Consider the following 25,108-nt stretch of genomic DNA (forward strand, 5'->3'; position numbering starts at 1 on the left):
GGACTGATTCATGACTGACCGGCCTTTGACGCTGATGGCAGTGCACGCCCACCCCGACGACGAGGCAACCGGAACCGGAGGGGTCCTCGCCCGGTACGCGGCGGAGGGCATCCGCACGGTTCTCGTGACGTGTACCGACGGCGGCTGCGGTGACGGACCGGGGGGCGTGAAGCCGGGTGATCCCGGGCACGATCCGGCGGCCGTCGCCCTGATGCGCCGTCAAGAACTGGAGGCGAGCCGTGAGGTCCTGAAGATCAGCGACCTGGAGACGCTGGACTACGCCGACTCCGGGATGATGGGCTGGCCGAGCAACGACGCCCCCGGGTCCTTCTGGAAGACCCCGGTGGAGGAGGGCGCGGCCCGGCTCGCGGAACTCATGCGCCACTACCGGCCCGACGTGGTCGTCACCTATGACGCGAACGGCTTCTACGGCCACCCCGACCACATCCAGGCCCACCGCATCACGATGGCGGCGCTGGAGTTGGCCGAGCTGACTCCGAAGGTGTACTGGACGACGGCGCCCCGCTCGATGATGCGGAGCTTCGGGGAGATGATGCGCGAGTTCCAGGAGGACATGCCGGAGCCGGACCCCGCGGAGGCCGCCGCGCTGGCCGAGATCGGCCTCCCCGACGACGAGATCACCACGTGGGTGGACACCACCGCGTTCAGCGGTCAGAAGTTCGACGCGCTGGCCGCGCACGCCAGTCAGGGCGAGAACATCTTCTTCCTCAGGATGGGCAAGGAGCGGTTCGGCAAGCTGATGGGCGTGGAGACCTTCTTGCGCGTCCGGGACACCACCGGCGCGGCCGTACCCGAGAACGACCTCTTCGCCGGACTGCGCTGATCCGTCCGGCTGTCCGCCTCGACCGTGGCCGGTGAAGCCCCGATCGAGGCGGACGGCGGAGCCCCGCTACCGCCCGATCATCCCGAGCGGCGTTGGCGGTGTGCCCGGCGCCGGAAGGGCGAGAGCGCGGGCAAGGGCGGCGGTGAGGTGGACGGTGTCCCCGACGCGCTCGGCCAGCGACGACTGTGGAGGGTGGCCGTACCCGATCCCGCCGCTGCCGTCGGCGACCTGGTACCAGTCGTGCCAGTCGTCCGGTCCGTCACAGCAGCCGGGCGGGAAGGTGATGCCCGTGGAGTCGTCGGGCGACAGGCCAGAGGTCGAAGCCGTCGGGGGTGTTCATCTCCAGGACGGGCTGCATCACGATCATCCGGCGAAGTGTTCCCCACCCTTCGCCGATCCCGCCTCCCGATAAGCCACGTGTCCCGTCTCAAATGATCTGGTCGGCGGGTGGGGCTGTGACCTGCGGCGACCAGATCAATTGAGACGCCAGGCGGCCGAGAATCTCGGGTGATCTGGTCCCGGCTGCTTGGATGCCGGGTGCTGTCTCAGTTGATCTGGTCCGGTGACGCCGTTTCGAACTGGTACCAGGGCCGGGTGGTCAGCCATGACTGGTAGTCCCTGAAGGTCCTGGCGAGGCTCTCCGACTGCTCTCGTCGAAGAACTCGGCGAGGAGCCGATGGAGAGTGATCACGGCCTTGGTATCGGCCAGGGGCGCGAGCCGGTGGATCCAGCTGCTGGGCGCGAAGTGGCGGACCGCAGCCGGCCAGGTCAGGTTGTGGTCAAAGTCGATCCGGCCCGACGCGGAACGTGCGTCGCGCGGTGTGGTCTCTGATGCCTTTGCGCCAGTCGAGTTCGAGTTTCTTGGACGGACGCGCGAAGAGCTGAATAAGGAGGTTGGTCGGTTTGCCCAGGTCGATCCTGTAGTCGAACAAACCCAGGATGTCGACGATCTGCACAGCAGCCGGGAGAGCGACAGGCACGCCGTACCGCTGGGTCACGGCGGGCTGGACGAAGGTACGTTGCTCCACCAGGACGATGGCGTCGCCGGTAGCGAGGTTATGAGCGAGGCGGGGCTGAGTCCCCTCATCGGGGTATCGATCCTCAGGGTCCCCGGCAAGCCGGTAGCGGCAGCGGATCCTGACGTTCTCCACCACCGCCATGTTCGGACCGACGTTGCGCACGATGCAAGCGACCTCGCCGACCGTCTGCGACGGACCCCGGTGGAGCAACGCGAACTCGACGTCGAACTCGACACACGGGAGCAGCGACCGCCTGAGCACGAACTGGACGTAGCCGCCGCAGACGGCGAACAACGCCACAACCGCGGTGATGACTGTCGCGACCTCGCCCATAACACTCACCCAGACCGTCCGGAGAAACGCCTGTTAGGTCACGCTACTCGAAACCGCCCCTCGTCTGCCTAGGTTCGCACGCACTGCCAACCTCATAGCCCCCTCTCCCGTCTCCCCTCCCCTCTCCCGGGCGAGCCATACGCGCGGATCGGATCAGATCACCTGAGACAGCGGCCAGATCGACTGAGACGGGACACCGCGCACGGTGATCCAGTGCTGTTCGGTAAAGATGTTTCCGATATATCGTTGACGCATCGCGATGGGTCAACGATAGTGGAGGCATCGCAACAGCGACAACCAGATCACCGAATGACGAAAGGAGCGCAGTCATGCGTTCACACGGACAGCACGAGCACGGGCGGGGTCACGGCCACTGCGGGCCGGAGCGTCGGGAGGAGTTCCAGGGGCGGCGTGCCGCCTTCGGGCCGTTCGGTCCGCCCTTCGGCGGCGGACCCTTCGGTGGGCGGGGCGGGCGCGGCGGACCGCGTGGCCGGGCCCGGCGGGGTGATGTGCGCGCCTCCATCCTGGCGCTGCTCGCCGACCGGCCGATGCACGGCTACGAGATGATCCAGGAGATCGGCGAGCGCAGCGGCGGGGCCTGGAAGCCCAGTCCGGGGTCGGTCTACCCGACCCTGCAGATGCTTGAGGACGAGGGGCTCATCACGAGCGTGAGCGAGGGCGGCAAGAAGCTGTTCACGCTCACCGACGCCGGCCGCACCGAGGCCGAGTCCGGTCCGGACGCCCCCTGGGCGGAAGCCGGGCGAGGGTTCGACTTCGAGGCGATGAACGAGATCCGGACGGCCGGCTTCGGCCTGATGGAAGCCTTCGGCCAGGTCTTCAAGACCGGTACCCCCGCACAGCGGGAGAAGGCCCTCGCGGTCATCAACGACGCCCGCAAGAAGCTCTACCTGATCCTGGCCGACGAGCACTGAGCCCGGCCGGCGGGACCTCCCGCACGAAGCAGCGCGCCCCGCGAGGTTTCTCGCGGGGCGCGCTGTCGTACGTACGGAAGGACCGGCGGTCAGGCGACCAGGCCGGCGAGCTTGCGCAGCGACTCGTTCAGGGCGGCCGTGGCCGAGTCCTTGAGCTTGCCCGCCATCATGGCGACCGCGGCGCCCGTGAACGAGCCGTCGATGCGGACCGTGGTGGCCTCGCCGTCGGGGATCAGGCTGTACCGGGTCAGGACGGCCACGCCCATCGGGCCCTTGCCGGTGATGGCGATGACGCGCTCCTCCTCCAGCTCCGAGATCGTCCAGAGGACCTCGGCCGGGAAGCCCATCATCTTCATGTTCTCGGCGAAGGTGGACCCGATCGCGAGGGTCTCGGGACCGCCCTTCGGGAAGTTGGTGTGGGTCATGCTCCACTGGCCGTAAGCGTCCCAGTCGGTCAGCTGGGACCAGAGCTTCGCGGCGGACGCCTCGATGCGTGATTCCGCGGTGACTTCAGCCATGCGACCACCCCTTCTCGTCAGGTACGTGCGGCGGAACGTAGTCGCGGCGGACGCAACATTCAAGACTGACGACCTGTCAGATATTGAGGTACGGGCCGGTCCCGGCCGCGCCCGGTGTCGACTCCGTCTCAACAGGCGTCACCCCCGTGTCGCTCCTGACGGGCCCTGCCATGATGTTCGGATGCAAGCGTCAGGGAAACGTTCCGGACTGGGCCTCGCCCTCGTCTCGGCGATCGCGTTCGGTGGTTCGGGTGTGGCGGCGAAGCCGCTGATAGAGGCGGGTCTGGACCCGCTCCACATGGTCTGGCTCAGGGTGGCCGGGGCGGCTCTCGTGCTGTCCCCGCTGGCCTGGCGCCATCGCGATCTCGTACGCCGCAAACCCCTGCTGCTCGCCGGCTTCGGGCTCGTCGCGGTGGCAGGTGTCCAGGCCTTCTACTTCGCCTCCCTGTCCCGGATCCCGGTCGGCGTGGCCCTGCTCCTGGAGTACCTGGGCCCCGCGCTGCTGCTCGGCTACATCCGCTTCGTCCAGCGCAAGCCCGTGACCAGGGCCGCCGCGGCCGGAGCCGCCGTGGCCGTCGTGGGCCTCGCCTGCGTGGTCCAGATCTGGGCCGGGCTGAGCCTGGACCTGCTCGGGGTGCTGCTCGGCCTCGCGGCCGCCTGCTGCCAGGCCTTCTACTTCGTCTTCGCCGACCAGGGCAGCGACGGGGACGACGTGCCCGACCCGATGGGCGTGATCGCGTACGGCATGATCGTCGGCACCCTCGTGATGACCGTCATCGCCCGCCCGTGGCAGATCGACTGGCAGGTGCTCAGCGGCTACGCGGCCGTCGGCGACCTGAGGATCCCGGCCGCGGTGCTGCTGGGGTGGGTGGTCCTGATCGCCACCGTGTTCGCGTACCTGACCGGCGTGGTCTCCGTACGCAGGCTGTCGCCGCAGGTCGCGGGCGTGGTGGCCTGCCTGGAGGCGGTCGTGGCGACCGTACTGGCCTGGGTGCTGCTCGGCGAGCACCTCGCGACCTGGCAGATCGTCGGAGGCGCGCTCGTCCTGGGCGGGGCCTTCATCGCGCAGACCTCCCGGCCGGTTGCGCCGGGTACCGCGGAGCCGGTGGCCGCGCTGGACCGCGATCCGAGCAAGGTCTAGGGTTCGGGGCATGCCGCAGACCGTGCTTCCGCCTCCCGCCTCCTAGCGCGGGCGGCTGCCACCACGTGGAGAACCCGGCCCGGGCCGTGTCCCGGGCGGGTTCGCGCTGTCCGCGAAGCGATGAGCCCTGCTTCCTTCATCCTTCACGCACGCGCGGAGACTTCTCGTGTCGAACCACGATTCACGCCACCATTCACGCCACCATTCAGGTTCTTCCGGTCCGCGGCCTTCCTCCCACGGGCCCTCCACCGGGCGCGGTCTGCTGTACCTCGTCGTCGCCGGAGCCGCCTGGGGCACCGCCGGGGCGGCCGCCTCGCTGCTCTTCCTCGCCAGTGACCTCGGCCCTCTCGCCCTGTCGTTCTGGCGGTGCGCGGGCGGGCTGGCGGTGCTGCTCGCGGTGCTCGCCGTACGGGGTTCCAGGCGCGCTTGGGGCTCACGGGGCTCCCGGGCGTCCGGGCGGTCCGGGGCGGCGGCCCGGACGCGGCCTTCGGCGGGGTCGCTGATCGGGACCGGGCTGATGTTCACGCTCTTCCAGTCCGCGTACTTCGCCGCCGTCCGCGAGACCGGCCTCGCCGTCGGCACCGTGGTCACCCTCGGGGCCGGGCCGGTGCTCATTGCGCTCGGCGCCCGTCACTGGATGGGGGAGCGGCTCGGCCGGGGCGGGGTGGCCGCCGTCGGCGGGGCGCTGGCCGGGCTGGCCGTACTGGTCCTCGGCAGCGGAGGCGGTGAGGTGCGGCCGCTCGGCGTCGGCTGGGCGTTGCTGTCCGCCGCCGGCTACGCGGCGATGACCCTGCGGGCCCGGCTGCTCGGGCAGCGCGGGGCCGGCGGGGATCCGCTGGTCACCACCGCCTGGTCGGTGGGGGTGGGCACGGTGTGCCTGTTGCCGCTCGCCGCCGTGGAGGGGATCCTTCCGCACACCGCCGAACCGGTGCGGGTGCTGTGGCTGCTCGTGTACATGGCCACCGTGCCGACCGTGCTGGCGTACGCGCTCTACTTCAGCGGGGCCGCCGTGGTGCGCGCCGCGACCGTGTCCGTGATCATGCTGATCGAGCCCGTCAGCGCTGCGGTGATCGCCGTCCTGCTGCTCGGGGAGCGGCTGACCGGCGCGGTGGTGCTGGGCACCCTACTGCTGCTGACGGCCGTGGGCGCGCTGATCGCCGCCGAGTCGCGGGGGGCGGCGGACGGGTGCGCGGAGGGCGGTGCGCAAGGGCCGGAGGCTGGTTTCGGGGGCGGGCCGGAGGTCCGGCGCGCCCCCGAGCCTCAGAGTGCGGCGATGTAGTCCGGCGTGGTCATGCCGGCGGTCAGGTCCGCCGCCGGGATCGGGGTCCCGTACGCCGGTGCGACCGGGACCACGCCCGACCAGAACGGCAGCCCCAGGTCCTCGGGGTCGTCGTTCGGGCCGCCCGTACGGAGCTTCGCGGACACCTCGTTCAGGTCCAGTCGGATCACGGCGGTGGCCGCGAGCTCCTTGGCGTTGGCGGGCCGCGAATCGGCGGAGCGGCCCGGTACGACGTGGTCGACGAGGGCGTCGAGCGCCATCCGGCACTCTTCTGGGTCGGTGACCTCGTAGGCGATGCCGTGCACGACCACCGAGCGGTAGTTGATCGAGTGGTGGAAGGCCGAGCGGGCCAGGACCAGGCCGTCGACGTGCGTCACGGTCAGGCAGACGGGCAGCCCCGGGTCGGCCTTGCCGGCCGCGAGGAGGGGGCGGGAGCCGGTGGAGCCGTGGACGTAGAGGGTCTCGCCGACCCGGCCGAAGAGGGTCGGCAGGACCACCGGGGCGCCGTCGCGGACGAAGCCGAGGTGGCAGAGGTAGGCCTGGTCGAGTATCGAGTGCACGGTCTCGCGGTCGTAGCGGGCACGGTCGCGGGACCGGGTCGGGACGGTGCGGTCGGTGGGCTCGTACCCCGCGGCGGTCTCGGTGGTGGTCTCGGCAGGCGTGGCGCTCATGGTGCGGACTCCGTTGTATTAGTGCATACTTGGCTTTGTGCTAGGAGACTATCGGATCATTGGGCGTCGCGCATCGGAAATCGCGGCAAGTGTCGAAGCGGGCGTCGGATCGGGCGAGCTCCCGCCGGGAGCCCTGTTGCCGCCGATGCGGGAGCTCGCCGGTGTGCTCGGGGTGAACCCCAACACCGTGGCCGCGGCGTACCGCACGCTGCGCGACCGCGGGGTCATCGAGACCGACGGGCGGCGCGGCAGCCGGGTCCGGGCCCGCCCGGCGACCGCGCCGCGCGACGAGCTGCGGATGGCCGTCCCGGCGGGGGTGCGCGACGTCACCTCCGGCAACCCCGACGTACGGCTGCTGCCCGCGCTGGACGAGGCGCTGGCGGGCGCGGCGCGCCGGTACGCCCTGGAACCGACGCTCTACGGGCAGGATCCGGTGGCTCCCGAGCTGGCGCGGCTCGCCCGGGCCGACTTCGACGCGGACGGGGTGCCGGCCGGGGCGGTGGCGGTGACCTCGGGCGCCCTGGACGGCATCGAACGGGTGCTGGCCGCGCACCTGCGGCCCGGGGACGCGGTGGCGGTCGAGGATCCGGGGTGGGGGAGCGTGCTGGACCTGGTCCCGGCGCTGGGGCTGAGGGTGCTGCCGGTGGCCGTGGACGACGAGGGCCCGCTGCCCGGCTCGGTGGCGCGGGCGTTGGCGGAGGGCGCGCGGGCGCTGCTCGTGACGGCCCGCGCGCAGAACCCGACCGGGGCGGCGGTGAGCGCGGAGCGCGCGGCGGAGCTGCGGTCGGTGCTGTCCGCCTACCCGGAGGTGCTGGTCATCGACGACGACCACGGACACGGCATCGTGGACCTGCCGCTGAACGCCCTGGGCGGCGCGACCCGGCACTGGGTGCTGATCCGCTCCACGGCGAAGGCGTACGCGCCCGACCTGCGGCTCGCCCTGCTGACCGGCGACGGAGTGACGCTCGACCGGGTACGGGGGCGGCAGCGGCTGGGCCCGGGCTGGGTGAGCCGGCTGCTCCAGTACACGGTGGTGGAACTGTGGAACGCGGGGGCGGTCGACCGGGCGGCGGTCGCACGGTCCTACGGGGCGCGGCGCGACGGGCTGGTCACGGCGCTCGCGGAGCGGGGCGTACGGGCACACGGGCGGAGCGGGATGAACGTGTGGGTGCCGGTGGCCGACGAGACGGCGGTGGTGACGAGGCTGCTGGGCGCGGGCTGGGCGGTGGCCGCGGGGAGCCGGTTCCGGGTGGAGTCGGCGCCGGGCGTGCGGATGACGGTGTCGGGGCTGTCGCTCCCGGACCTGCCGGGGCTGGCGGACGCGGTGGCGACGGCGGTACGGCCGACGGGCGGGGGACGCTTCGACTGAGCGACGGGCCGGTGTTCCGCGGCCGGCTTCCGCGGCCGGTCGGGCTACCGGCGGCGGGGCTGGGTGAGGGCTGCGCCCGCCAGGACGACGGCGGCGCCGACCGGGGTGTTCCAGTGGAGCTGCTCGCTCAGCAGGAGCACGCCCGCCGTGGTGGCGATGACCGGGATGAAGTACGTGACCATCTGCGCGGTGGTCGGGCCGATCTCCGTGACCAGGCCGTACTGCATCTGGAGCGCCATGCCCGTGCCCAGTGCGCCCAGGGCGATCACCGACAGGGTCGGCCAGAGCGGGAAGGAGGTGGGGGCCGTGGTGAATAGGGCGCTGACCGCCGCCAGTTGGAGAGTGGAGACCAGGAGCTGCGCGCCCGTCAGGGCGACCGGGGAGCCGGGGGTCGAGGCCAGCGTGCGGCGGACGTAGATCCAGCCGATCGGGTAGCAGAGCGCGGCCAGCAGGGCGAGCGCGGTGCCCTTGGCGTCGATGCCCGAGAAGCCCTGCCACGCGCCGAGGACGGTGAGCACGCCGAGGAAGCCCAGGCCCAGGCCCGCGAAGCGGCGGCGCGTCGGGCGGTCCTCGGAGAGGGCGACCAGGGACAGGGCCATGCCCCAGAGCGGGGAGGTCGCGTTGCAGATGCCCGCCAGGCTGGAGGGGATGCTCAGCTCCGCGTACGCGAAGAGCGAGAAGGGGGCGGTGTTGAGCAGCAGCGCGGCCACCGTCAGGTGGAGCCAGGTGCGCCGGCCCCGGGGGAGCGGTTCGCGGCGGATCAGGAGCACGGTGAGCAGGGCGAGCGCGCCGAAGAAGACCCGGCCGAGGGCGACTTGGAAGGGGGCGTAGGCCTCCGTGCCCACCTTGATCAGCAGGAAGCTGAAGCCCCAGATCACGGACAGGATCGCGAAGCGCAGGCGCCAGTCCAGCCGTCCGGCGGCGGGCGCGGCCGGGGTGGTGGGAGCGAGGGGGGTGGCGGGGGTGGTCGCGGAGGTCTGGGAGAGGGGTCGGCGGGGGGTCGCGGGTGCGCTCATGGGCCTCACTCTGGCCCTCCCGACCTCTTAGGACAAGCGAGAGTTATTGGGGGTGACCGCGTAGCATTGCTTACATGTTGAACCTGGAGCGCCTGCGCACCCTCGACGCCCTCGCCCGCCACGGCTCCGTGAGCGGCGCCGCCGACGGGCTCCACGTCACCACCTCCGCCGTGTCCCAGCAGATGGCGAAGCTGGAGCGCGAGGTCGGCCAGCCGCTGCTGGCCAAGAACGGGCGCGGGGTCCGGCTCACCGACGCCGGCCGGCTCCTCGCCGATCACGCGGCCCGGATCATCTCCCAGGTCGAGCTGGCCCAGGCCGAGGTCGAGGCCCGGCGCGGCCGAGCCGTCGGCGAACTGCGGATCGGCGCCTTCCCGACCGCCATGCGCGGCCTGCTGCCCCGGGTGCTGGCCGTCCTGCGCGTGGACCACCCCGAACTGCGGCCCCGGGCGAGGGAACAGGAGCCGGGGGAGAGCATGTCCGCCGTGGTGCGGGGCGACCTCGATCTGGCCCTCGCCATCGACTGGCACAACAAGCGGATGCCGGTGCCGGGGGAGCTCACCCGGATGCACCTGCTGGACGACTCCGCGGACATCGCGGTACCGGCCGGCCATCCGCTCGCCGGCCGCGCGGAGGTCTCCCTCGCCGAGTTCCGCGAAGACGACTGGATCTCCTGGAACGAGGGGCAGTTCTGCCACGAGTGGCTCGTCCACACCCTTCGCGGCACCGGCAGCGAGCCCCGGATCGCGCACATCGCCGAGGAGCACCACACCCAGCTGGCCTTCGTCGAGGCCGGGCTCGGGGTGTGCGTGGCCCCCCGGCTGGGGCGCGGACCCGTACCGGCCGGGGTCCGGCTGCTGCCGGTGAGCGACACCGTACGCCGCCACGTGTACGCGGTCTGGCGGGCGGACGCCGACCGGCGGCCGTCGATCCGGGCCGCCGTCGAAGCCCTCCGGCAGACGGCCGCCGCGCTTTAGCGCTACCCCCTAGAGCTTGCGGAAGTCCCAGGAGACGATCGCCTCCGGGGTCAGCCGGATCCAGGCGTGCCGCCCGTCGTGCGGCATCTCCTCGATGCCGAAGTTCTTCACCGGGAAGATCCGCTCCGGCTCGGCGAGCTCCTCGCACGGCTCGCCCGTACGCGGGGCCTCGCCCACGAAGACGGCGTTGCCGGACAGCTCCACGCCGCGCAGTTCGTCGTAGGCCTCGCCCGCGTCCACGACCACCGAGATCCGGGGGTCCTTGCGCAGGTCCGACCAGCGCCGGCTGCGGGTGATCGAGTACAGCCACATCGAGGTGCCGTCCCAGGCGAACCAGAGCGCGCCGACGTGCGGGCGCCCGTCCGGGGAGACCGTGGCCACCCGGCAGGTGCGCTGCTCGCGCAGGAAGGCGTCCAGTTCCCCGTCGGTCATCATGATGCGGCGGCCGCGCCGCTGCGTCCTGTCCGTGTGTGCCTCGTCCGTGTGTGCCTCGTCCGCTTGGTCCGCCACCTGGTCCGCCATCCGTTCCGCACCCCTTCACATCTGACTGTGTGTCAGGAATCATGCGGGCTCTTCCGTCGTCACGCCAGGGGGAGCCATGGCCGAACCAGATGCAGCCACCACCGCCTTGCTCACCGTCGAGTGTCAGAGCGGCGTCGTCGGCGAGGAGAGCGCCCTGCCGGAACTCGCCAAGGAGGCCCGGGACTCCGGAATGCTGGACCGGGTCGCCGCGCTGGTCGAGGCCGCGCGCGGGGCCGGGGTGCAGGTGCTGCACGCCGTCGCCGAACGGCGGCCGGACGGGCTCGCGGCCAATACCAACGCCCGGCTGTTCCGGGCCGCCGGGAGACTCCCCGTGCGCCAGCTGACCGGGAGCCCGGCCGTCGAGGTCGCCGCGCCCATCACGGTCGCCGAACAGGACCTGGTGGTGCGCCGGCTGCACGGGCTCTCCCCGATGGCCGGAACGGACCTGGACGCGCTGCTGCGCAACCTCGGCATCCGCACCCTCGTCGTCACCGGGGTCTCCTCGAACATCGCGATCCCGAACACCGTCTTCGACGCGGTGAACCTCGGCTACCAGGTGGTCGTCCCCTCGGACGCCATCGCCGGGGTGCCGGCCGTCTGCACCGCCGAGGTGATCCGCAACTCCCTTTCCCTGGTGGCGACCATCACCACGGCCGAAGCACTGATCGAACAGTGGGCACCCGGCACCGGCCCCAGCCCGGGCCCCGGCCGTTAGGGCGGGCCGGCGGGACGGACGTCGTCGAGACTGTCCACGATGATCACCGGCGGCGGAGGCGAGGGCGTGGGCACCTGGATGAGCACGGGGACGTAGACGATCTCGCCGTGCCGGTACTCCGCCTTCAACGAGGTCCGGTAGCACACGACCAGGTCCGGGCTGCTCCGCGTCGCGTAGCACCGGGGCACGGACGTCGCGGGCGCGGGCGCGGACGCGGGAGCTGGCGCGGCTCGCGATTCCTGTGACGGGCGCGGGCCGCCCGCCTCGCTCGCCGGTGCGCCCCATGCGCCGAGCGCCATGCAGCAGGAGGCCGCGGCGGCAAGACCGATACCCCTGAAGGCTGCTCTCTTCATCCTCATCACCTGAACACTCGGATCCCCTGTCAGCGCTCGGACCGGTGGAGCCTGCGGGCCGCTTCGTGGCGGGTGTGGACGCCCAGCTTGGCCAGCACGGCGCCCACGTGATGTCCGGCCGTCTTGGGGGTGATGTAGAGGCGGGCGGCGATCTCGACGTCCGACAGGCCCTCGCCCAACAGCTTCAGGACGTCCAGCTCCCGGTTGGTCAGCCCGTACGGATTGGCCCGGGTCGCCGCCCGCGGCCCGCGCCGGACGGGGCGGACACCACGGGTACGCATCAGGGCGCGGGTGCGTACCACCGCCGAGCGGGCGCCGAGGGACTCGAAGGCGGCCAGGGCCTGGTGCAGCGCGGGTGCGTCGCCGGAGAGGCGGGCCAGCGCGGCATCGTACGGGCAGCCGAGCCTGTCCCACAGGGCCGCGGCGCCGGCCCAGTCGCCTGCCAGCTCCAGCGCGTAGGGGCCGGCCGCCGGCACCGGCGGTGGTGTCCCTCCGGCGCGCCGGATCCAGCAGGCCAAGGGCCCGGACAGCCAGGGGTGGATACGGCCCTGCTCCGTCAGCGTGGCCAGACCGCGTCCGGCCGCCGCCCGCACCAGCTCGTGATCACCGACCAGCCAGGCCGCCTCGACCCGGGCCTCCCAGCCCAGGCCCGTGTCCAGCAGGCAGTCCGGGTCGACCAGGTCCGCCGCCCGCTCCAGCAGTGGCCACACCCGGGCCCTGCCCTGCCGGGCCTGCCCGAGGCCCAGGACGGTCAAGGCCATGGACCGGGCGACCGGTGGTGAGCCGGGATGGGACAGCACGGCCTGTGCGGCATCGGCGGCCGGTACCCACAGGCCCCGGTTCAGAAGCCCCCAGCTTCCCCAGGCCCTGGTGCACAGCAGGTAGGGCAGCAGGCCGCGATCGATGCAATGGGATTCCGCCCGGCTCACGGCAGTCGTGGTCCGGGCGGCGTCACGCCGCAGCGCGGCGAACCAGCAGGTGACGAGCGCCAGGAGGCCCGCGTCCACCGGCAGATCCTGTGCCATCGCGCTGGACAGCGCCTGTTCGCAGTCCTCCCAGCCGTCCCCCTCGCACAGCATGCGTGCCGCCGCGGCATGGAACCGCGCCTGGACGAGCACCCCCGCGTCGCCGAAGCGCTCGCCCAGGGCGATCGCCTTCTCGGCATGGGCGGCGGTGGCCTCCACGCCCGCGTGCTCGTAGCAGGCCAGCCGGCAGAGGTTGAGGTACGCCTGCGCCAGCTCCCGGCTCGGCCCCAGCCCTTCGAGCACCCGCACGGAGTCCAGGCCGGTGGCTCTGGCCTCGGCGGCCCGCCCGGCCGTCCATAGCCAGCCGGACAACCAGCGCAGGTCCTCCCCCTCGCGCAGCCGGTCGCCCAGCGCACGGCGCAGCCGGACGGCCGTACGGCCGGAGGCGATGCCCTCGTCCAGCCCGCCGGACAGGAGACAGGCCCGCGAATGGCCCTCCAGCAGGGAGGCCGACTCATCGGGTGGCAGGAGCTCGGCGTACAACAGGGCGCGGGCGTACTGGGCGGCCGCTTCCCGGTACACGCCCGCCGCGGCGGCATGGGCGGCCGCCGCGGGGGCGTACTCCAGCACGGCGGCCGGGTCCATGGCGCCCTCGGCGTGGTCGGCGAGCAGCGCCAGATCGCTCGCGGCGACCGGACCGGACCGCATCACCGCCAGCACCTGCCGGTGTACGCGCAGACGGCAGGCGGCGGGGACGGCGTCCAGCACCGCCAGCCGGGTGAGCTCGTGGCGGAACTCGGTCACCTGCCCGTCGTTGCACACGATTCCGCAGGCCACGGCCTCGTCGAGCGGTTCCTCCGGGGCCGGCAGGATGCCGGCCAGCAGCTGCAGCGAGACCCGGCGCCCCAGGACGGCCAGCACGTCGACGACCGTTCGCCCGGATGCCGAGAGGCCGGCCAGGCGGCCGGCGACGGCCTCGCGCACCGTGGCCGGAATGGGTTCGGAGGGGGCGGCCAGGACCTCGGTCACGATGAAGGGATTGCCGGCGGAGACGTGATGGAGCCGCTCGGCGTCGACGGCATGTCCGCTGGCGAGCCGGGCCACGGCCCGGCGGCTCAAGGGAGCCAGGTCTTCGCGGTACACCCACGGGTAGCCGGCCAGGGTGCCGAGGAGACCGGTCAATGGGTGGGTGCGGCCGATCTCGTCGTCGCGGTAGGTGGCCACCACCAGCGCCGGCACGCCCGGCAGCCGACGGGCCAGGTAGCGGAGCAGGTCCAGCGTGGCCTCGTCGGCCCAGTGGACGTCCTCCACGACCAGCAGGGTGGGGCAGGTACCCAGGTCCGCGAGCAGGCGGTCGAAGACCTCGTCAATGCGGCAGGTGCCGGCCAGTGCCTCGGTCAGGGCGGTGCGCACCTCGGGGCCCAGGCTCGGGGCCAAGTCCATCAGGGGCCCCAGGGGGCGGGGCGTGGCCAGCGGGTCACAAGCGCCGGTCAGGACCCGGATGTGCGGATCGGCCAGCTGTGCCAGACGCCGGACGACGGCGGTCTTGCCGATCCCGGCTTCGCCGCGCAAAAGGGTCAGACGTCCTGGGCCGCTCTCGGTCGCTTGGAGGTGACCGACGAGGGCCTGGAGCACGGCCTCCCGCTCTAGCAGGTCCATCACCAGCCAGTTTCCTCCCTTGGCCGGAGCCGTGCAAAAGATCCAGACCGTGCGAGACCGGTTGGCCGCTGGGGTGGTGTCACGGGAACCCAAGGAGGGATGTGGGGCGTGCCGGAGGGGAATTTAGGGCGTCCCGGGGTGAAACCTGGGGTGTTTGCCCGATGTGCCCCCTACTGCCGCAGAGCATCCTGGCGAAAGAGCTCCGGAACCCGGGTCTCCCTGGTTCGCATGTTCACGCGTTTGGCATGCCATCGACCCCGCGCCTGCGAAATGACTCCGGTGGTGAACCCGGTCGGAGAGTGCGGGCAATGGATTCCGAAGTCGAACTGGACTGCGAATCGGCAGGGTTCATACGGAAAGGAATCGTCATGCTCAACAAGTTCGCAAAGCGTGCGGCGATGCTGACCGCGTCGGCCGCTCTGGCCGTTGGGGGCGCTGCGGTGCCTTCTGTCGCCTTTGCAGCTACGACGCCCACAGTGGCTCACGTGACGGTACCGAACGACAACGGCGGAAACAACAACAATAACAACAACAATGGCGGTGGCGGAGGAAATAACAACAATAACAACAACAACGGCGGTGGCGGAGGAAATAACAACAATAACAACAACAACGGCGGTGGAGGCGGGAACAACAACAATAACAACAACAACGGCGGTGGAGGCGGGAACAACAACAATAACAACAACAACAACGGCGGTGGAGGCGGGAACAACAACAACAATAATAATAACAACAAGAAGAAGGGCGGGAACAACAACAACAATAACAACAACAATAACAACAAGAAGAAGAAGGGTGGAAACAACAACAACAACAATAATAATAACAACAACGGTGGTGGGGGCGGAAACAACAACAATAACAACAATAACGGCGGTGGTGGAGGGAACAACAACAATAACAACAACGGCGGTGGGGGCGGAGCCAATAACAACAACAATAACAACAATGGCGGTGGAGGCGGAGCGAACAACAACAATAACAACAACAACGGTGGTGGAGGAGCGAACAACAACAATAACAACAACAACGGTGGCGGGGGTGCGAACAACAACAACAATAACAACAATGGTGGCGGTGGAGCCAACAACAATAACAACAATAACAACAACGGCGGCGGGGGCGCGAACAATAACAACAATAACAACAACTGAACTTCAAAATCCGGCGGCCGGTGGTTCGAAGTCACCTGGCCGCCGGATTGTCGTGTGCGCGCCCTGCGGCGGGCGGAGGCTGGCGAGGATGGTTGGTCGGTGCCTGTGCGTCCGAGACGTCGGCTGGCGTGGACAACCCGAGTGAGAGGGTCTTCCGTCAGACCCATTCTGCCGAGTCCAATCGGCGGCAGAATCGACGGAAAGCGCTTGCGAATGCCATCGGTTTCCACGGGTGGCGTCACCTGCCTGTGCCGGGTGGGACGGCCCACCCGGCATTCTTGAGATGTGCTGCCGCACCCGTGGAAGGAATCGGCGCACGCGAATTCTCCCGTGTCGCCCCCGTCGCTTCCCGCCGGGCCTGTGCCCTTAGTGCTGATTGCAGCTGATGTTCAGGGTGCCGACATAGATGTCGCCCTGTCCGACGCGGTCCACCGGGTAGCAGGTTTGAAGGTGGGAGAGCGTCGTGTCGTCCAGAAAGGATAGGATCCCTCCGGCGCTTTGAGCCTCGACGTCGCCATGAGGCTTGGTGACCTTGGCCTTGTCCTTTTCCTTGTCCTTGTCGGCAGTCTTGCCGTTGTTGTTATTGTTATTGTTGTTGTTCGGTCCTCCGTCATTGTTGTTGTTATTATTGTTGTTGTTTACGCCGTCACCGTTGTTGTTGTTATTGTTGTTATTGTTCGTTCCTCCGCCGATGTTGTTGTTGGTGTTGTCGTTCTGGGTTCCGGTGTGGGTGTTGCCGGCCCCGACCTGCACCGAATACGAGGGCCGTACGAGCGCCGTGCTGCGCAGAAGCGAGAAGAATCCCGCGTCATCGTCGTCGTGAGACTGAGTCACACTTCCGCTGTTGTTGTTATTGTTGTTGTTGTTGTTTACACCTCCGCCGATGTTGTTGTTCGTGTTGATGTTCTGAGTGCCGATGTAGGTGTTTCCGTGTCCGACCTGTACCGGGTTTGAGGCCTGGAGGAGTGTCGTGCTGCCGAGGAACGAGAGGAATTCCCCGTCGTCTTGCGCCTGGGCGCCGCCGGCGCTGAGGAGTACCGCTGCCGTAGCGGCGGTGCTGATCGTGACAAACCGCTTGGTGAGCTTCACTCGGCCAACCTTTCGTCGTCCCTGGAGTCCGGATCTTGAGTCCAGTCGACAGGATGGTGGCCGTAGGGATTGAACGATCATCAGGCACGCTGAATCATCCGCCTTTTCCCCCGTACAGCCCCCCGAGCGGTCGTCGGGGGCAGAGCCGGCGAGGCCCAGGGCCGTCGTTCGGAGGGGCCGATGCGGTCGATCGGCAGCAGGGTGCCGTCGAAGATGAGGACGGGCAGGCAAACGCGCGAAGCTCCTGGCAGACACGGGTGACCTTGGCCGGTATCCCGTCTGCCAGGAGCTTCGTCGTTACGCGGGGCGATTCAACTCGCTCTCGGCACCGTCGGTTCGGAAAGTGCTCAGCGGTTCGGGTGCCCTCTGCCCGGTGCTCAGCCGAGGTACTCGCTGGGGGAGTACAGGGTGCCGTACTGGACGCCGTCGATGATCAGGTAGCCCTGGCCCTGGGCGTAGTTGCCGTATCCGAGGGATACCGAGGAGCCGAAGCACCAGGAGCCGTTGTAGTCGGTGAGGCCGTTGCAGTTGCCGTATCCCATGTAGTTGCCGCGGGAGTTGGTCCACGTCGTGCCGCTGATCGAGTGGTTCCCGTGGTTGCTGACGTGCAGGTAGGAGTACGCGTTGCCCCCGCTGATGTTCACACAGGCCTGGGCGTAGACGTCACCGGCGAGCTGCGCCGTCGAACCGCAGTAGTTGCCCGAGGTCACGGCCTGGGCGCTGCCGGCGCCCAGCAGGCCCGCTCCGCACACCATCACGGCGACCGCTGCCGCGGCTGCCGCGCGCTTGCTCCGGGACGTGGCCCGCGAAGACTGAACGCTGTTCTGCATGCTGGAGCGTCGCATTTGTGTGCCTGCTTTCCGTCAGTGGTGCTCGCGTGGACCGGGGTACTCGACGACCCCGGTGATCGACTCTCGAACGCGTCCCATTTCCGGCCGGATTGGCGACAGCACGGAGTACAGCAGCTATTCCGAGGCTCGGCCCGGAACCTCAGTCACGCCTTGAGGCGGACCCCAGCGATTCCCTAAAACGCCAGGTCAAAGGCCGATCAAGCCCGTCCAAGCGGCCGGCAAAAGCGCCTGGTGACGCCCTTGGCGCGATCGCGCCCGGTGTCTTCGCCGCGGTGAACGAGGCGGGATCCGCGTCGCCGGTGCCGCGCGGCGGGGCCTCTCCGGATATGCCTTGGATGTGAAGATCGGCTGCCGGATAGCCTGGGGAAATGCTCACAGAAGTGATCGCGACCCGTTACGTCACGCCCTTGCGTGAGGGCGGCTCGCTGCCCGGGATCGTCGAGGCCGACGATCTCGGCACATACGTCATGAAATTCACCGGAGCAGGCCAGGGGCGCAAGACCCTGGTCGCGGAGGTCATCTGCGGCCGGCTGGCCCAGCGGCTGGGGCTGCGCGTCCCGCGGCTGGTCCAGATGCAGCTCGACCCCGTGATCGGGCTCGGCGAGCCCGATCAGGAGGTCCAGGAGCTGCTCAAGGCCAGCGGCGGGCTGAACCTCGGAATGGACTACCTCCCCGGCTCGATCGGCTTCGACCCGCTCGCGTACCAGGTGGACCCGGTCGAGGCGGGGCGCGTCGTCTGGTTCGACGCGTTGATCAACAACGTCGACCGGTCCTGGCGCAATCCGAACATGCTGGTCTGGCACGGGGACCTGTGGCTCATCGACCACGGCGCCACGATGATCTGGCACCACAACTGGCCCACCGCCGAGAGCGCCTCGGCCAAGCCGTACAACGCCTCCGACCACGTACTGGCCCCGGTCGGTCCGGACATCGCGGCGGCCGCCGCCGAGCTCGCCCCCCTCGTCACGAGGGAGCTGCTCACCGAGGTCGCGGCCGACGTGCCCGACGAGTGGCTGGTCGACGAGCCCGGCTTCGACTCCACCGACGCGCTGCGCCGCGCCTACGTGGACGCGCTGCTGCCGCGCGCGGCGACGATCCACGAGAGGATCTCGATGGAGGCCGAGGTGAAGCCCCGGTCGGGTCCTCCCGGCTGGCTCGCCGACCGCCTCGACCCCCGTCCCCGGAAGAACAAGAGCGACAACGAGTGACCAAGCGGGACGTGTTCGAGTACGCGCTGGTGCGGGTGGTTCCCCGGATGGAGCGCGGCGAGTGTTTCAACGCCGGCGTGATCGTCTACTGCCGGGCGAAGTCCTACGTGGCTGCGCGCACCCACCTCGACGAGGCCAAGCTCCTCGCGCTGGATCCGGGGGCGGATGTGGCGGGGGTGCGGGCCGCGCTGCGCGGGGTCGAGGGAGTGTGTACGGGCGGCGAGTCCGCGGGGCAGGCGGCCGGTGACGACGCGGGCCGCCGGTTCCGCTGGCTGATTGCGCCGCGCAGCACGGTCGTGCAGCCGGGGCCCGTTCACACAGGGCTGACGGCCGACCCCGCCGCCGAGGTGGAGCGGCTGCTCGGCCTGCTGGTCCGCTGACCGGCATGACCTCGGGAGCCCTGGTGCCTGGTGCCGTTGACACCGGGTGCCAGGGCTCCTAGCGTCTCCTCAGCTGAAGCTACTAAGCGGTTGCTCACCCACGAGGGGCCGCTTTCCGAGGGCGAGGAGATCCAGCATGTCCACCACCGAGCAGCGCGTCGCGATCGTGACCGGGGCGGCCCGGGGCATCGGCGCGGCCACCGCCGTGCGCCTGGCCGCCGAAGGACGGGCGGTCGCCGTACTCGACCTTGACGAGGCGGCCTGCAAGGACACCGTGGAGGCGATCACGGCGGCCGGCGGCAAGGCCGTCGCGATCGGCTGCGACGTCTCCGACAGCGCGCAGGTGGAGGCGGCCGTCGAGCGCGTGGTGAGCCTGCTCGGCGCCCCGACCATCCTGGTCAACAATGCGGGTGTGCTGCGGGACAACCTGCTCTTCAAGATGAGCGACACCGACTGGGACACCGTCATGAACGTGCACCTGCGTGGCGCGTTCCTGATGTCGAAGGCCTGTCAGAAGCACATGGTGGCGGCCAAGTTCGGCCGGATCGTGAGCCTCTCCAGCAGCTCGGCGCTCGGCAACCGCGGCCAGGCCAACTACTCGGCGGCCAAGGCCGGTCTGCAGGGCTTCACCAAGACCCTGGCCATCGAGCTCGGCAAGTTCGGCATCACCGCGAACGCCGTCGCCCCCGGTTTCATCGTCACCGAGATGACCGCGCACACGGCCGCCCGGGTCGGCATGGACTTCGAGGACTTCCAGGCCGCGGCCGCCACCCAGATCCCGGTGCAGCGCGTCGGGCGCCCGGACGACGTGGCCAACGCCATCGCCTTCTTCACCGGCGAGGCCGCGGGCTTCGTCTCCGGCCAGGTCATGTACGTGGCCGGCGGCCCGCTCAGCTGACGAGAGGCAGGGCTCACCACATGAGCGACGAAGGGGCAGGCGGCGCAATGAGCAGTGGAACGGACAGCGGCAGGGTCGCGCTGATCACCGGCGCGAGCCGGGGCATCGGCTACGGCATCGCCGAGGCGCTGGTGGCGCGCGGCGACCGGCTCTGCATCACCGGGCGCAACGAGGAGGCCCTCAAGGAGGCCGTCGAGCGGCTCGGCGCGGACCGGGTGATCGGGGTGGCGGGGAAGGCGCACGACGAGGCCCACCAGGCCGTCGCCGTGGAGCGGACGATGGAGGCCTTCGGCCGCGTCGACTTCCTGATCAACAACGCGGGGACCAATCCGGTCTTCGGGCCGATCGCGGACCTGGACCTCGGGGTCGCCCGCAAGGTCTTCGAGACCAATGTGATCTCGGCGCTCGGCTTCGCCCAGCGCACCTGGCACGCCTGGCAGAAGGAGAACGGCGGGGCGATCGTGAACATCGCATCGATCGCCGGAGTCTCGGCCTCGCCCTTCATCGGGGCGTACGGGATGAGCAAGGCCGCCATGATCAATCTGACCCTGCAGCTCGCCCACGAGATGGCGCCGGGGGTCAGGGTCAACGCGATCGCGCCCGCCGTGGTGAAGACGAAGTTCGCGCAGGCGCTCTACGAGGGCCGGGAGCAGGAGGCCGCGGCGGCGTATCCGCTGGGCCGGCTCGGGGTCCCGGAGGACATCGGAGGGGCCGCCGCGTTCCTTACATCTGCACAAGCGGAATGGATCACCGGACAAACTCTCGTCGTCGACGGGGGCATGTTCCTCAATGCCGGAGTGCATTGATCGATAATCGGACGCATTTGCCTCCGAAGGGGAGGCAAATGCGTACCGAATACGCACTTAATCGGTCAAGTGCCTCACGAAACCTGCCCATTGGATTCGTGAGGCACTGCGGTAGGGTCTGCCGCACCCCTGGCTGATCGAGGAGCGTGCACGTGTTCAACCGGACCAGATGCCTGCAGATCACTGCGGCCCTTGCGTCCATATCCCTGCTCTCCGGATGCGGCCTGTTCTCGGACAGTGGCGGAGACGGCGCGAAGCGGATTGTCGTCGGAACGACGAGCGCACCCAGCACCCTCGATCCGGCAGCGGCCTGGGACGGCTCCTGGGAGCTGTACCGGAACGTCTACCAGACGCTGCTGGCCTTCCCCACGGGTGCCACCAAGCCCCAGCCCGACGCGGCCCAGAGCTGCGATTTCACGGACTCCGGGAACGAGTCGTACCGCTGCGTCCTGAAGAAGGGCCTGAAGTTCTCCGACGGCGAGGTGCTCGACGCCAAGGCCGTCAAGCACTCCCTCGACCGGATCCGGACCATCGACGCCCCGGCCGGCCCCAAGGCCCTCTTCGGCAGCCTGGACAAGATCGAGACGCCGGACGCGCAGACGGTGGTCTTCCACCTGAAGACCCCCGACGCCACCTTCCCGTTCGTGCTCGGCTCGCCGGCCGCCTCGCTGGTCGCGCCGAGCCTGTACCCGGCCGACAAGCTCCGGGAGGACGACAAGGTCACCGGCTCCGGCCCGTACACCCTGGAGTCCTACAAGGAGGGCTCCGAGGCGGTCCTGAACCGCAACGGCAGCTACACCGGCTTCGCCAACCGCCGCAACGACGGCGTGACGATCCGCTACTTCGCGGACTCCAAGAAGATGATCGCGGCGCTCAGGGGCAAGGAGATCGACGCGACCTACCGAGGCCTGTCCGCCCAGGAGATCAAGGGCCTGCAGACCCCGGAGGCGCGCAACGAGGGCGTCCAGGTCGTCGAGAACGTCGGCGCGGAGATCCGCTACCTGGTCTTCAACCCGAAGGACCCGCAGGCCGCCAAGCTCCCGGTGCGCCAGGCGATCGCCCAGATCGTCGACCGCGGGGCGCTCGTCTCCAAGGTCTACCAGGGCACCGCCGAACCGCTGTACTCGATGGTCCCCAAGGGGGTCGTCGGCCACAAGACGCCGTTCTACGACAAGTACGGCCAGGCCGACGTCGCCAAGGCCAAGAACATCCTCAAGGCCGCCGGGATCACCCAGCCGGTGGAGCTGACCTTCTGGTACACCACCGACCGCTACGGCGCCTCCACGGCCGACGAGTTCACCGAGCTCAAGCGCCAGCTGGAGGAGAGCGGACTCTTCAAGATCACCCTCCGCGGCCAGCCGTGGAAGGCCTTCCAGGAGGGCTACAAGAAGGGCGACTACCCGGTGTTCGGCCGCGGCTGGTTCCCCGACTTCCCGGACCCGGACAACTTCATCGCACCGTTCGTCGGCAAGGACAACGCGGTCGGCACCCCGTACGACGCCACCGAGATCCTCACCGACCTGCTGCCCAAGTCCCGTCGCGAGAGCGACCGGTCGGCCGGCGTCCACGAGTTCGAGCAGGCCCAGCAGATCTTCGCCGAGGACGTCCGGCTCCTGCCCCTGTGGCAGGGCAAGCTGTACGTGGCCGCGCGCGACGACATCGCGGGCGCCGAGCGGGCGCTCGACCCGCAGACCGTCATGCAGGTGTGGGAGCTGTACCGCAAGACCAGCTGGTAGCCGCCTCGGCGGTACGGGCGGGTGAGGCGTTGTCAGTGGCCCCCGGTAGGTTCTTGAGCAGTCGCGCGAAGCAGTTGCGCGAGGTGAAGACTCGAAGTCTTGAAGAACGTGTACCGGAGGTTGTCGCCGTGACCCAGAAGCTGCCCGAGTCCTGGCTCCCCGTCCTCGGCGGGGAGCTGGACCAGCCCTACTTCAAAGAGCTCGTCGAGTTCGTAGAGAAGGAACGGGCGAACGGGCCGGTCTACCCGCCCCGCGAGCAGGTCTTCGCGGCCCTGGAGGCCACCCCCTTCGACCAGGTGAAGGTACTGGTCCTCGGCCAGGACCCCTACCACGGCGCCGGCCAGGGCCACGGGCTCTGCTTCTCCGTGCAGCCCGGCGTGAAGACCCCGCCCTCGCTGCGCAACATCTACAAGGAGATGCACGCCGAGCTGGGCACCCCCATCCCGGACAACGGCTATCTGATGCCGTGGGCCGAGCAGGGCGTCCTGCTCCTCAACGCGGTGCTCACCGTCCGCGAGGCCGAGCCCAACTCGCACAAGGGCAAGGGCTGGGAGAAGTTCACCGACGCGGTGATCCGCGCGGTGGCCGAGCGCCCCGACCCGGCCGTCTTCGTCCTCTGGGGGGCGTACGCGCAGAAGAAGCTCCCGCTGATCGACGAGGAGCGGCACGCGGTCGTCAAGGGAGCCCACCCCTCCCCGCTGTCGGCCAAGAAGTTCTTCGGCTCGCACCCCTTCACGCAGATCAACGAGGCCGTCGCCGCGCAGGGGCATGCGCCGATCGACTGGCGGATCCCGGACCTGGGCTGATGCCCGACCGCGCCTAGGCGGCATTGCCGGTGCCTCCGGCTAGCGTCTTGATGATCAGACCGCAGCAGGTCTGGCAGAGCTAGCCGGAGGCCGCGTTGACGGAGCAGCAGGAGGCGTCGGAGGACGCCGTCATGACCAGGATCGGCCAGGCGGTCATCCTGCTGCACGCAGGCGACCGCGAGGAGGCCCGCAACCGGCTCGGCGAGATCTGGTCCGAGATCGGCGAGCGGGGCGACTCCCTGCACCGCTGCACGCTCGCCCACTACATGGCCGACGCCCAGGACGACCCGGCCGAGGAACTGGCCTGGGACCTGCGCGCCCTGACCGCCGCCGACGGGCCCGGTCCGCCGCCGGCCGTCCGCGTCTTCTACCCCTCGCTGCACCTCAACCTGGCCGCCGACTACGTGAAACTGCGGCGGCCCGAAACGGCCCGGATCCACCTGGCGCGGGCCCGCGCCGCCACCGGCGCGCTGGCCGACGACGGGTACGGGAACGGCGTACGGGCCGCCATCGCCCGGCTGGAGCGGCGGCTGGAGGCGGAGCCGGGCGACGGACCCAGGCCGTTCCCGGAACAGCATCCCTAGGGAGTGTCCCTCACGCTCAGCCGCCGTGGACGCCCGCGCAGATACGGGCCTCCGGGCTGTCCGGATGCCAGCGCCCGTGCCGGCGGCCCAGCGCGCACACGTCGGCCGGCCGCACCGGCAGCTCACCCACCAGCTCGCGCGGAACCTCGGCCTCCCCGGGCCGGGGACGGTGCGGGTGGTGACCGCCGGGGCGGCCGTCGCCGTCGCCGTCGCCCTCGCCCCGGCCCGGCCCGGCCGCGTGCTCGCCGGGCTGTCGGGGCTCGGGGATGTCCGGGACCGGAGGGGCGGCCCCGCCCCCGGCGGCCGCGTCCCGATCCGGCGTCCCGGTGTCCGGGCCCGCCGCCGGGCCGCCGGAGCGCGGAGCGGACTGCCGGCCGGCGGCCGGGGACGGCCCCGCCGACCGCCCCGGCAACGCCTTCAGAGCCTCCAGAGCGGGCGCCTGGACGAGCACCGGCGCGCCCCCGGGCCCCCCTCGCGGCTCGTGCCGGGGCGCCGACCCCGGGGTGCTGGGGGCTGCGGCCGGCTGCATGGAAGCCGGGGTCACGTTCACGCAGCCGGAGACGGCCGAGACCGCACAGGCGACTCCGAGCAGCAGTTTTGTCGTGGTTCGGGTTGGATGCACTCGCGCAACTCTGCTGTGCGAGGACCCCGTTGCGAAAACCCGGAGCCGATATTCACCCCGCACGGGTTACGGCCGTCCGCTCATTGACACGCGGGGCCGCCGCCGGCCCGCCGCCCCCGGGACTACTCGCCCGTGGCGCCGTCGAGGTGTTCCCGGAGCAGGTCCGCGTGGCCGTTGTGGCGCGCGTACTCCTCGATCATGTGGGTGTAGATCCAACGCAGGCTGAACACCTCGCCGCGGTGGTGGCTCGCGGCCGACGAGGTGAGGTCCAGGGAACGCCCGGCGGCGGCCTGCCGGGACAGTTCCACCTCGGTCTGCCACACCTGCTCGGCCTCGGCCCACGTGTCCTCGTCGGTGAAGTCGAAGTCCCCGTCCCGGTCTTCCTCGGTGCAGTACAGCTCGGGCAGGTCCTCACCCAGCAGGATCTCCCGGAACCAGTACCGCTCCACTTCCGCCATGTGCCGCACGAGCCCCAGAAGGCTCATCGAGGACGGCAGAAGAGGGGTGGTGCGCAGCTGCTCCTCCGAGAGCGCTTCGCACTTCCAAGCAAGGGTGGAACGGTGGTAGTCGAGCCAGCCGTCGAGCATGTCACGCTCGTTGGCCGTGGTGGCGGGCTCGATGCGGTGCGATCCGTCGCTGGGAGTCATGATCCCCATCCTGG

Annotated in this window: 26 protein-coding genes; 15 read left to right on the forward strand and 11 right to left on the reverse strand. The window is 70.1% G+C overall.

Annotated features, from left to right (window positions below):
* Window positions 1-10 precede the first annotated feature (10 nt).
* Window positions 11-844 (forward strand): PIG-L family deacetylase, encoded by an 834-nt coding sequence (locus ACFXDJ_RS33060; RefSeq protein WP_384651564.1) that lies wholly within the window; start codon window positions 11-13, stop codon window positions 842-844.
* 779 nt (window positions 845-1,623) lie between these two features.
* On the opposite strand, the gene ACFXDJ_RS33065 is transcribed toward ACFXDJ_RS33060, so the two are convergent.
* Window positions 1,624-2,196, reverse strand: a complete 573-nt coding sequence (locus ACFXDJ_RS33065; RefSeq protein WP_384651562.1) for a hypothetical protein — start codon at window positions 2,194-2,196, stop codon at window positions 1,624-1,626.
* Window positions 2,197-2,525: 329 nt separating this feature from the next.
* Between ACFXDJ_RS33065 and ACFXDJ_RS33070 the strand changes: the two genes are divergently transcribed.
* Window positions 2,526-3,128 (forward strand): PadR family transcriptional regulator, encoded by a 603-nt coding sequence (locus tag ACFXDJ_RS33070; protein WP_384651560.1) that lies wholly within the window; start codon window positions 2,526-2,528, stop codon window positions 3,126-3,128.
* Window positions 3,129-3,217: 89 nt separating this feature from the next.
* Here ACFXDJ_RS33070 and ACFXDJ_RS33075 read toward each other — a convergent pair whose 3' ends face one another.
* Window positions 3,218-3,646 carry an SRPBCC family protein gene (locus tag ACFXDJ_RS33075; protein ID WP_384651558.1) on the reverse strand — a complete coding sequence of 143 codons (429 nt, stop codon included), beginning with the start codon at window positions 3,644-3,646 and terminating at the stop codon, window positions 3,218-3,220.
* A 181-nt stretch (window positions 3,647-3,827) separates the two neighbouring features.
* Here ACFXDJ_RS33075 and ACFXDJ_RS33080 point away from each other — a divergent pair, with 181 nt between their 5' ends.
* Both ACFXDJ_RS33080 and ACFXDJ_RS33085 read left to right on the forward strand, forming a co-directional pair.
* Window positions 3,828-4,787: a DMT family transporter gene (locus ACFXDJ_RS33080; protein ID WP_384651556.1), complete on the forward strand. Its 960-nt coding sequence runs from the start codon at window positions 3,828-3,830 to the stop codon at window positions 4,785-4,787.
* Between the two features lie 259 nt (window positions 4,788-5,046).
* Window positions 5,047-6,066, forward strand: a complete 1,020-nt coding sequence (locus ACFXDJ_RS33085; protein ID WP_384651580.1) for a DMT family transporter — start codon at window positions 5,047-5,049, stop codon at window positions 6,064-6,066.
* Here ACFXDJ_RS33085 and ACFXDJ_RS33090 read toward each other — a convergent pair.
* Window positions 6,048-6,737 carry a pyridoxamine 5'-phosphate oxidase family protein gene (locus ACFXDJ_RS33090; RefSeq protein ID WP_384651554.1) on the reverse strand — a complete coding sequence of 230 codons (690 nt, stop codon included), beginning with the start codon at window positions 6,735-6,737 and terminating at the stop codon, window positions 6,048-6,050. The genes ACFXDJ_RS33085 and ACFXDJ_RS33090 overlap by 19 nt on opposite strands.
* 37 nt (window positions 6,738-6,774) lie before the next feature.
* Between ACFXDJ_RS33090 and ACFXDJ_RS33095 the strand changes: the two genes are divergently transcribed.
* Window positions 6,775-8,106, forward strand: coding sequence for an aminotransferase class I/II-fold pyridoxal phosphate-dependent enzyme (locus ACFXDJ_RS33095; protein ID WP_384651553.1), 1,332 nt, complete (start codon window positions 6,775-6,777; stop codon window positions 8,104-8,106).
* A gap of 44 nt (window positions 8,107-8,150) precedes the next feature.
* Here ACFXDJ_RS33095 and ACFXDJ_RS33100 read toward each other — a convergent pair whose 3' ends face one another.
* The gene (locus ACFXDJ_RS33100; RefSeq protein ID WP_384651551.1) at window positions 8,151-9,122 is read right to left on the reverse strand and encodes a DMT family transporter; all 972 of its coding nucleotides are present in this window, start codon (window positions 9,120-9,122) and stop codon (window positions 8,151-8,153) included.
* 74 nt (window positions 9,123-9,196) lie between these two features.
* Between ACFXDJ_RS33100 and ACFXDJ_RS33105 the strand changes: the two genes are divergently transcribed.
* Complete coding sequence (locus ACFXDJ_RS33105; RefSeq protein WP_384651549.1) at window positions 9,197-10,096, forward strand: LysR family transcriptional regulator; 900 nt, start codon at window positions 9,197-9,199, stop codon at window positions 10,094-10,096.
* A 9-nt stretch (window positions 10,097-10,105) separates the two neighbouring features.
* On the opposite strand, the gene ACFXDJ_RS33110 is transcribed toward ACFXDJ_RS33105, so the two are convergent.
* Window positions 10,106-10,531 (reverse strand): pyridoxamine 5'-phosphate oxidase family protein, encoded by a 426-nt coding sequence (locus ACFXDJ_RS33110; protein ID WP_384651578.1) that lies wholly within the window; start codon window positions 10,529-10,531, stop codon window positions 10,106-10,108.
* A gap of 163 nt (window positions 10,532-10,694) precedes the next feature.
* On the opposite strand from ACFXDJ_RS33110, the gene ACFXDJ_RS33115 reads away from it, so the two are divergent.
* Window positions 10,695-11,333 (forward strand): cysteine hydrolase, encoded by a 639-nt coding sequence (locus ACFXDJ_RS33115; protein WP_384651547.1) that lies wholly within the window; start codon window positions 10,695-10,697, stop codon window positions 11,331-11,333.
* On the opposite strand, the gene ACFXDJ_RS33120 is transcribed toward ACFXDJ_RS33115, so the two are convergent.
* Window positions 11,330-11,686, reverse strand: coding sequence for a hypothetical protein (locus ACFXDJ_RS33120; protein WP_384651545.1), 357 nt, complete (start codon window positions 11,684-11,686; stop codon window positions 11,330-11,332). The genes ACFXDJ_RS33115 and ACFXDJ_RS33120 overlap by 4 nt on opposite strands.
* Window positions 11,687-11,715: 29 nt before the next feature.
* Window positions 11,716-14,310: an ATP-binding protein gene (locus ACFXDJ_RS33125; protein WP_384651576.1), complete on the reverse strand. Its 2,595-nt coding sequence runs from the start codon at window positions 14,308-14,310 to the stop codon at window positions 11,716-11,718.
* Between the two features lie 485 nt (window positions 14,311-14,795).
* Here ACFXDJ_RS33125 and ACFXDJ_RS33130 point away from each other — a divergent pair, with 485 nt between their 5' ends.
* The gene (locus tag ACFXDJ_RS33130; RefSeq protein ID WP_384851134.1) at window positions 14,796-15,467 is read left to right on the forward strand and encodes a hypothetical protein; all 672 of its coding nucleotides are present in this window, start codon (window positions 14,796-14,798) and stop codon (window positions 15,465-15,467) included.
* A gap of 366 nt (window positions 15,468-15,833) precedes the next feature.
* Here the strand turns inward: ACFXDJ_RS33130 and ACFXDJ_RS33135 are convergent, their stop codons facing one another.
* Window positions 15,834-16,556 carry a hypothetical protein gene (locus tag ACFXDJ_RS33135; RefSeq protein WP_384651541.1) on the reverse strand — a complete coding sequence of 241 codons (723 nt, stop codon included), beginning with the start codon at window positions 16,554-16,556 and terminating at the stop codon, window positions 15,834-15,836.
* Window positions 16,557-16,933: 377 nt separating this feature from the next.
* Window positions 16,934-17,401, reverse strand: a complete 468-nt coding sequence (locus ACFXDJ_RS33140) for a hypothetical protein (protein ID WP_384651539.1) — start codon at window positions 17,399-17,401, stop codon at window positions 16,934-16,936.
* Window positions 17,402-17,775: 374 nt separating this feature from the next.
* On the opposite strand from ACFXDJ_RS33140, the gene ACFXDJ_RS33145 reads away from it, so the two are divergent.
* The 7 genes from ACFXDJ_RS33145 (at window position 17,776) to ACFXDJ_RS33175 (ending at window position 23,825) form a co-directional block, all read left to right on the forward strand.
* Window positions 17,776-18,615: a HipA family kinase gene (locus tag ACFXDJ_RS33145; RefSeq protein WP_384651537.1), complete on the forward strand. Its 840-nt coding sequence runs from the start codon at window positions 17,776-17,778 to the stop codon at window positions 18,613-18,615.
* Entirely contained in the window at window positions 18,612-18,995 is a 384-nt protein-coding gene (locus ACFXDJ_RS33150) for a DUF3037 domain-containing protein (RefSeq protein WP_384651535.1), read from the forward strand. The genes ACFXDJ_RS33145 and ACFXDJ_RS33150 overlap by 4 nt, the downstream gene beginning before the upstream one ends.
* 136 nt (window positions 18,996-19,131) lie before the next feature.
* Window positions 19,132-19,893: a 3-oxoacyl-ACP reductase FabG gene (fabG, locus tag ACFXDJ_RS33155; protein ID WP_384651533.1), complete on the forward strand. Its 762-nt coding sequence runs from the start codon at window positions 19,132-19,134 to the stop codon at window positions 19,891-19,893.
* Between the two features lie 47 nt (window positions 19,894-19,940).
* Window positions 19,941-20,699 (forward strand): SDR family oxidoreductase, encoded by a 759-nt coding sequence (locus ACFXDJ_RS33160; RefSeq protein ID WP_384651531.1) that lies wholly within the window; start codon window positions 19,941-19,943, stop codon window positions 20,697-20,699.
* Between the two features lie 152 nt (window positions 20,700-20,851).
* A complete protein-coding gene (locus ACFXDJ_RS33165; RefSeq protein WP_384651529.1) occupies window positions 20,852-22,435 on the forward strand; it encodes an ABC transporter substrate-binding protein in 1,584 nt (527 codons plus the stop codon).
* A 128-nt stretch (window positions 22,436-22,563) separates the two neighbouring features.
* Window positions 22,564-23,241, forward strand: coding sequence for a uracil-DNA glycosylase (locus ACFXDJ_RS33170; protein ID WP_384651528.1), 678 nt, complete (start codon window positions 22,564-22,566; stop codon window positions 23,239-23,241).
* Between the two features lie 95 nt (window positions 23,242-23,336).
* The gene (locus tag ACFXDJ_RS33175; protein WP_384651526.1) at window positions 23,337-23,825 is read left to right on the forward strand and encodes a hypothetical protein; all 489 of its coding nucleotides are present in this window, start codon (window positions 23,337-23,339) and stop codon (window positions 23,823-23,825) included.
* A 16-nt stretch (window positions 23,826-23,841) separates the two neighbouring features.
* On the opposite strand, the gene ACFXDJ_RS33180 is transcribed toward ACFXDJ_RS33175, so the two are convergent.
* Together ACFXDJ_RS33180 and ACFXDJ_RS33185 are read right to left on the reverse strand one after the other, a co-directional pair.
* Window positions 23,842-24,447: a hypothetical protein gene (locus ACFXDJ_RS33180; RefSeq protein WP_384651524.1), complete on the reverse strand. Its 606-nt coding sequence runs from the start codon at window positions 24,445-24,447 to the stop codon at window positions 23,842-23,844.
* A gap of 122 nt (window positions 24,448-24,569) precedes the next feature.
* A complete protein-coding gene (locus ACFXDJ_RS33185; RefSeq protein ID WP_384651522.1) occupies window positions 24,570-25,094 on the reverse strand; it encodes a DinB family protein in 525 nt (174 codons plus the stop codon).
* Window positions 25,095-25,108: the final 14 nt, after the last annotated feature.

The sequence above is a fragment of the Streptomyces sp. NPDC059443 genome, from assembly GCF_042750105.1.
Classification (GTDB): Bacteria; Actinomycetota; Actinomycetes; order Streptomycetales; family Streptomycetaceae; genus Streptomyces.